The following is a 6,850-nucleotide window of genomic DNA, read 5'->3' as shown; positions in this document are numbered from 1 at the left end:
GCTGGGACGCCGAGTACCTGGCCCGGCAGTCACCGGTCCTTGAGGCCGGCAACGGGTTCATAAGGAAGGTAAAGCCTCTGCACCGGCTGTCCGAGAAGGAAACCGCCAGCTACGCCTTCCTGCGGAGGATCGACTACCTGGTCGAGGAGTGTCCGCTGGTCGCCGGCAACACCCAGATGAAGTACAAGCAGGCGCTGGATCTGCTCGAATCGGCCTCTCCGGGCACCAAGGCGTCCTTTTACAACGGCTTCGTAGACCACGGCAAGGCGCTGTTCGAGCCGCCCGAGCGTCCGGACCTTCACCCCTGCACCGAGTGCGGCATGCCCACCCCCGGGGACAGGTGCGCGTTCTGCCGGATGCTCACGCTCACGCGCAAGCGCCGCGCGGCAACAGTCGCAACGTGAACCTGCGCGCCGGCGAGCTCGTGCTGCTGATCGACGGACGCGGCAGACGCTACATGATCACCCTGCGGCCGGGGGAGTCGTTTCACTCACACCACGGCACGCTGCCGCACGACGAGCTGATCGGCTCGCCGGAGGGGTGCTCGGTCCGCTCGTCGCTGGCCCGGCGTCTGACCGTGTTCCGCCCGACGCTTGCCGACTACGTCCTGAAGATGCCGCGGGGCGCGACCGTCGTCTATCCCAAGGACGTCGGCCAGATCATCGTCCAGGCCGACATCCATCCCGGCGCCCGTGTGCTGGAGGCCGGGACGGGGTCCGGCTCCCTGACGCTGGCCCTGCTGAGGGCCGTCGGCCCGAAGGGGATCGTCCACACCTTCGACATCCGCGAGGACTTCCATGCCAACGCGATGTCCAACATCAGCCGATTCGCCGAGGACGACCCCGGCTACGGGACCCTCGACGCCCGGATGGGCGACGTCTACGAGGACCCGCTCGACGTGGAGGTGGACAGGGCGGTGCTCGACCTCACGGAGCCCTGGAGGGCGGTCTCGACGGTCGGGCGCTGCCTGAGGCCCGGCGGGATCCTCGCCTGCTACATGCCGACGGTGCCGCAGGTCCAGAAGCTTGCGGACGCGCTCACTCCGGACGCTTGGGCGGAGGCCCGGACGTTCGAGACATTGCAGCGAGGCTGGAACGTCGAGGGGCTGTCGGTGCGTCCGGATCACCGGATGGTCGCGCACACCGCGTTTATAACCGTCGTGCGACGCCTCGCCCCATGAGCCCCCCCGAGGTGCCGGCCGGAACGCCGGTGGCGGTCGGGCACCGTCTGGTTCCGATGCCCGAGCTTGGGGAGGGCGATCGCGTGGTCGCCGTGCACTCGACGTCCGAGCTGCTTGTGATCCCGCAGGCCGACCACGACCTCGCCGCGTCGGCCGTGGAGGCCGCCCAGGCGGCGTTCGGCGAAGTGGCCGCGGCGTCCGACGAGCGGCTGACGGCGTTCTTCGTCCGCTGTGCCGGCCTGATTGAGGACGACGCGGCCTGGAAGCAGGTGGCGGAGGCCAACGGGCGCGACGTGGCCCGCGCCAAGGAGTCTGGGGGCCAGACCGGACGGCTGGTCGCCTCACCGTCGATGAGGGTCGCGATGGCGGACGGACTGCGCCGCTGGGCCTGCTCGGGCACCGTGCGCGGAAGAGTGCTCGACCGCCGCGAGGGCGAAGGCTGGACCGTTGAGAGGCGGGCCGTCCCCCTGGGGGTCGTGGCGTTCGTGTTCGAAGGACGACCCAACGTGCTCACCGACGGCACCGGGGTGCTCAGGGGAGGCAACGTCTGCGTCATGCGGGTGGGCTCCGCCGCGCTGGGCACGGCCAAAGCGCTGATGGACGCGGCGGTGCGTCCGGCGCTGGCAGAGGCCGGGCTCCCGGAGGCGGCGGTGACACTGCTGTCCTCGCGGACGCACGCCGCCGCTCAGGCGCTGTTCACGATGCGCCGGGTGCGACTGGCTGTGGCCCGGGGGTCCGGTCCCACGGTGAGGCTTCTGGCTTCGCTGGCCGAGCAGCACGGCATACCGGCTTCGGCACACGGCACGGGGGGCGGCTGGCTGTATGTGGCCGACGACGCGCCTGAGCCGGCGGTGCGCAACGCGATCGTCAACTCGCTTGACCGCAAGGTCTGCAACACGCTCAACGTGCTGCTCGTGTCCGGCGCGCGGCACAGGCAGGCCGTCGAGGCCCTGCAGGAGGCCCGCGCGACGGTTCACGTGACGCAGGAGGCGGCGTTTCCCGGGGCCGGCGTCATCGCGCCCGAGGACCTGTCGCGGGAGTGGGAGTGGGACGAGACGCCGGAAGTGTCCCTGGTCGTGGTGGGCGGCGACGAGGAGGCCGTGGAGCTCGTGAACCGCCACAGCCCGCGGCTCGTCGCCGGTATCCTCACGGCGGACCCCGTCCGGTTTGAGCGGTTCGTTCAATCGGTGGACGCGCCGTTCGTCGGCAACGGGTTCACGCGGTGGGTGGACGGGCAATGGGCGTGGGGACGCCCGGAGCTCGGGTTGAGCAACTGGGAGCGGGGGAGGTTGCTGGGTCGCTCGGGGATCCTCGCCGGGGACGACGTGTACACGGTCAAGGACGTTTTCGTGGACACGACGCGCGAGGCCACCCTGCGGCGCTGACGGCATCGAAAGGAGCTGCAATGGACTTCGCTCTCACCGAGGAGCAGCGGGAACTTCAGAAGTGGGGACACGAGTTCGCCGAGCGCGAGATCCGTCCCGTCGCGCCGCACTACGACGAGACGGAGGAGTTCCCCTGGCCCGTCCTCCGCAAGGCCGTGGACATCGGCCTGTACGGCATGGACATCTATATGCAGACGCAGCAGGATCCCAGCGGCCTTTCGATGGCGATCCTGATGGAGGAGATCTTTTGGGGTTGCGCCGGCATCGGCCTGGGCCTGTTCGGAACGGGCCTGCCGCTGTCCGCTCTGGCCGCCGGGGGTACCCCCGAGCAACTGGGAACCTGGGCCCCCAGGATGTTCGGCACCCCCGAGGAGCCGGCCGTGGCCTCGTTCTGCGTGACGGAGCCCAACGCCGGGTCGGACGTCTCCTCCCTGCGCACCAAGGCGGAGAGAGTCGAGGACGGCTTCGTCCTCAACGGGCAGAAGATCTACGCGACCAACGGGGGCATAGCAGACGTCCACCTCATAGTCGCCACCATCGACCCCACCCTCGGCCACCGGGGACAGGCCACGTTCATCGTCTCGACCAAGGACCACCCCGGGATCACTCAGGGAAAGAAGGAGCGCAAGCTCGGCATCCGCGCGTCGCACACCGCCGAGGTCCTGCTGCAGGACTGCTTCGTCCCGGTGGAAAACGTGCTGGGAGGCGTGGAGCGCCTGGAGGGAAAGCTCGAGCGCGCGCGGACCGGCCAGTCCAGCGGGCGCACCTCCGGAGCGCTGCGGACCTTCGAGATCACCCGGCCCCTGGTTGCCTGTCAGGCCGTCGGCATCGCCCGCGCGGCGCTGGAGTTCGCCGTCGACTACGCCAAGGACCGCCGCGCCTTCGGGGTTCCGATCGCTCAGCACGAGGGGGTCGCGTTCCAGCTGGCGGACATGGCCGTGGAGGTCGACTGCGCCCGGCTGCTGGTGCATAGGGCGGCCTGGATGGCCGCGAGCGGCCAGACGTTCGCGCGGGCGGAAGGGTCGATGTCCAAGCTGAAGGCGGGCGAGATCGCCGTGTCGGTGACGGAGCGGGCGGTCCAGGTCCTTGGCGGCTACGGCTACATCAAGGACTTCCCCGTGGAGAAGTGGTACCGGGACGCGAAGATCTACACGATCTTCGAGGGGACCAGCGAGATCCAGCGTTTGGTCATCTCCCGGGCGCTGACCTCAGCCTGAGCCCTGGGCCTGCCTTTTCGGGGCCGGACGGCCCCCCAAGGGCCTGTTCTGACTGGTAAAACCTGTGCAACTTGAATAGCATTGTGAGCCGTGGCCGCCGGCCACGTTGATTTCGTCATGCAAAAAGGGCCCCTCGGGGCCGGAGGAAGACAAATGAGGACGATCTCCCGCTGGCTGCTGATCGCATCGGTGGCCGCAATGGCAGTCATGTCCGGGCTCGGGGCGACCGCCCAGGAGTCCCCGCCCGCGGCGGATCCGCCCCCGGCGACGTCGAATCCCGCTCCGGCGGCCAAACCAAAGCCGACGCCGCCCCCCGAACCGGAGGACGTCGATGACGGGGGCCCGGTGACCGACCGCAAAAAGGCCTCTCAGGCTCCCGCGCCGCAGCCGGCCGCAGGCGGAGGCCAGGCTCCCGCGCCGCAGCGCGGTGCGGCCGCTCCCGCCAGGGGAGGAGCGGTCTCCGCCAGGTCCATTCCCGGACGCGCGCCGACGGTCGTCCACAACGTGATTCCCGTACCCGGACAACCCGCGCAGACGGGTGCCGAAGCCGCGCTTTCCTGCGGCGAGCCCCAGAGCCAGGTTGCAGCGGCGGGCGCGCAGGTCAGGCCCAAGCCGGCTCCGGCGCCCGCCCCGCGGCCCGAACCCCGCCGACTCGGCACCAGCAGGGCCTACCGCGACCGCGTCGCCGCGAGGGAGGCCACCAAGGCTCGCGCCGATCAGCCCGTCTCGCGCAGCAGCGGCTCCCCGCGCAACATGACCACCGTCATCGACGACGACGTTGAGCTCGAGCTGGACGACTCCTCGCAGGCCGAGGCCGCCGACATCCGGGGAGCGGTCGAGGGCAAGGTCAAGTCGCAGGCCCTGAACAACACCAACCTCGATCTGACGAACCGCTCCGGCGGTGGCGGCAACGACGCTCGCTCGGGCGACGCCACTGCCGACAACACCGTCAACTGGGACAAGTCGCTGATCGGTGACAACACCGTCAACGGCGCAGGGGACAACACCCCGATCATCTGGACGGTCATCATCAACGGCGACGTCCGGATCAAGATCAAGCAGTCCGGCGAGGCGGTGACCGGCGCCGCGAACGCAGCGGGACAGACCGTGGACGCCAAGGCCTTCGGCAACCTGAACATCAACGCGAGCAACGGAGCGGCCGGAGCAGGCGAAGGCGGAGGCTCGGGTGACAACTCTGCCCGGAGCGGGGACGCCGCGGTCAACAACAACGTCAACTTCAACCGGCCGCTTCTGGTCGGCGACCTGATCCTGAACAACTCCACAGCCGGACCGATCACCTGGAACACGACGTTCAACGACGACTTCAAGCTGAAGATCAAGCAGGACGGGATCGCCGAAAGCGGCCCCGCCGTCGCCGGAGGGCAGCTGATCAACGCGGCCGCCAGCGGCAACGTGACGATCCTGGCCATGAACGGCGTCGGCCCCGGTTCGGACGCGCAGAGCGGCAACGGCGGCGTCACGAACGCGACCCGTGCCGACCAGCCGCAGACCGGAAGCATCGTGTCCAATCCGGCCCCCGCCGACGATGGCGACGGTGAGGGCGATCCGGGTCTCGAGGAGGCCGCCTTGGGCCAGCCCGAGGCCGGAGTCCGCAACGCCAACTCACTGAAGAGCCCCGGCTCCCTGCCGCTGGTCACCGGCCTGGTGGCTCTGTTGTACCTGCTGACGCTGGCCCGCCCGCGCTTTTTGCGCCGGCGCGGCTGACCTTCCCCTCGAGCCCCGGGACCCAACCGTCCCGGGGCTCGGGCCGGAACGCCGCCCGGGTTCGGGCGGTACGCGAGGCCGGCTCAGGCCGGGACCAGAAGTCCTGTCGCGTACATCACGGCCAAGCCCACAGCCAGGCCCCCGGCGTTCAACGGGGCGGCCAGGGGCTCGTCGGACCGTCTGATCATGGAGGCGATCTCGACCACCACCTGGAAGATGGCGCCCGCCCCCAGCGACAGGAACAGCACGGCGGCGGCCGGGTTGTAGCTCAGGCCCCCGATCCAGGTGCCGGCGATCGTGGGAACTCCGGCGATCGCGCCCAGCAGCAGAAGCGAACGGATCGACGGACGCTCTCGCGCCAGGGGAGCCACGATCCCCAGCCCCTCGGTCGTGTTGTGCAGGATGAACCCCAGCACGAGAAACGACGTCAGCCCGACCTCGCCCAGCGAGTACGCGGCGCCGATGGCCAGGCCTTCGCCGAGGTTGTGAAGTCCGATCCCCAGGGCCACCAGTAGCGCCACGTAGAACGGCGACGCCGATCCGCGCCGGCTGCGCATCCACCCCCCGATGCCGTAGAGCAGCGCGATGGACAGCAGCACGCCCAGGACCACCAGCCCGAACCCCTGGAACGCGCCGGGCACCAATGCCGACACCTCCAGCGCCTCGTGCACGGCCTCGGCCCCCAGGAAGACCAGCAGTCCGGCTGTGAGCGCCAGGAAGAAGTTCACCCAGCGCGGACGAAGCGAGCTGAGGAACGGAAGCCACAGCAGTCCGAGCAGGACCGGCACCACGCCGACCAGCGCTCCGAGCAACGTGAAGGTGAGCAGCGTGGAGCGCGTGACGTCCGGCGTCCGGACCGCGACCGGTATCTCGTGCGCGAACGCCACTCCAGTGGAGGACAGCAGGACCACTTGGTGCGTCTCGCCGTCCACCCAGGGATAGTCGATGCGGACGCGGCGCGAGCCCAGCCGGTCGATCTGTCTGCTGCCGTCCAGCTTGTACGGCCAGAAGGCGCCGTCCACCTGGATCTGCGACACCGTCACCGGCTCCGGGCCCCCGTTCGTGACGTGCAGGTCGATGCGGCGCGGGCGTTCGTCCAGGACTGCACGGGTGATGGTCAGCTCCTCGACGGGAGGGGCGTCGCCACGCAGGTTGCGCAGCGGGTCGGCAACCAGGAACAGAGCGACCAGTCCGGCGAGAAGGACCAGAGGGACGAGTCCCGCCACCCAGCGCGCTCGGGGCGCGGGCGGGTTGGACGCCGGCGGCCTCGGGATCACGCCGGCCGGCCCTCCACCACGTCGAAGCTGCCCATCCAGCCCAGCTCGGCGAACTCGCTCTGGTGG

The 6,850-nt window shown here is 69.9% G+C and carries 6 protein-coding genes; 5 read left to right on the top strand and 1 reads right to left on the bottom strand.

Features of this window, described 5'->3' with window-relative positions; genetic code table 11:
• From VNE62_09190 to VNE62_09170, 5 genes are all read left to right on the top strand, one after another.
• Positions 1 to 404, top strand: a 404-nt coding sequence (locus VNE62_09190; GenBank protein ID HVE92454.1) for a tRNA(Ile)-lysidine synthetase, incomplete at its 5' end; no start/stop codon positions are given.
• On the top strand, positions 401 to 1,180 hold the full coding sequence (locus VNE62_09185; protein ID HVE92453.1) for a tRNA (adenine-N1)-methyltransferase: 780 nt from the start codon (positions 401 to 403) through the stop codon (positions 1,178 to 1,180). The genes VNE62_09190 and VNE62_09185, both read left to right, overlap by 4 nt.
• Complete coding sequence (locus tag VNE62_09180) at positions 1,177 to 2,565, top strand: aldehyde dehydrogenase family protein (GenBank protein ID HVE92452.1); 1,389 nt, start codon at positions 1,177 to 1,179, stop codon at positions 2,563 to 2,565. The genes VNE62_09185 and VNE62_09180 overlap by 4 nt, the downstream gene beginning before the upstream one ends.
• A 20-nt stretch (positions 2,566 to 2,585) precedes the next feature.
• Positions 2,586 to 3,782, top strand: a complete 1,197-nt coding sequence (locus VNE62_09175; GenBank protein ID HVE92451.1) for an acyl-CoA dehydrogenase family protein — start codon at positions 2,586 to 2,588, stop codon at positions 3,780 to 3,782.
• Between the two features lie 153 nt (positions 3,783 to 3,935).
• Positions 3,936 to 5,507: a hypothetical protein gene (locus tag VNE62_09170; GenBank protein ID HVE92450.1), complete on the top strand. Its 1,572-nt coding sequence runs from the start codon at positions 3,936 to 3,938 to the stop codon at positions 5,505 to 5,507.
• Between the two features lie 83 nt (positions 5,508 to 5,590).
• Here VNE62_09170 and VNE62_09165 read toward each other — a convergent pair whose 3' ends face one another.
• Positions 5,591 to 6,784: a ZIP family metal transporter gene (locus tag VNE62_09165; GenBank protein HVE92449.1), complete on the bottom strand. Its 1,194-nt coding sequence runs from the start codon at positions 6,782 to 6,784 to the stop codon at positions 5,591 to 5,593.
• Positions 6,785 to 6,850: the final 66 nt, after the last annotated feature.

The organism is Actinomycetota bacterium (assembly GCA_035536535.1).
Lineage (GTDB): Bacteria > Actinomycetota > JAICYB01 > JAICYB01 > JAICYB01 > DATLNZ01.
The sequence above is the reverse complement of the archived record's forward strand: the minus strand, read 5'-3'. Positions and strand labels throughout refer to the sequence as shown.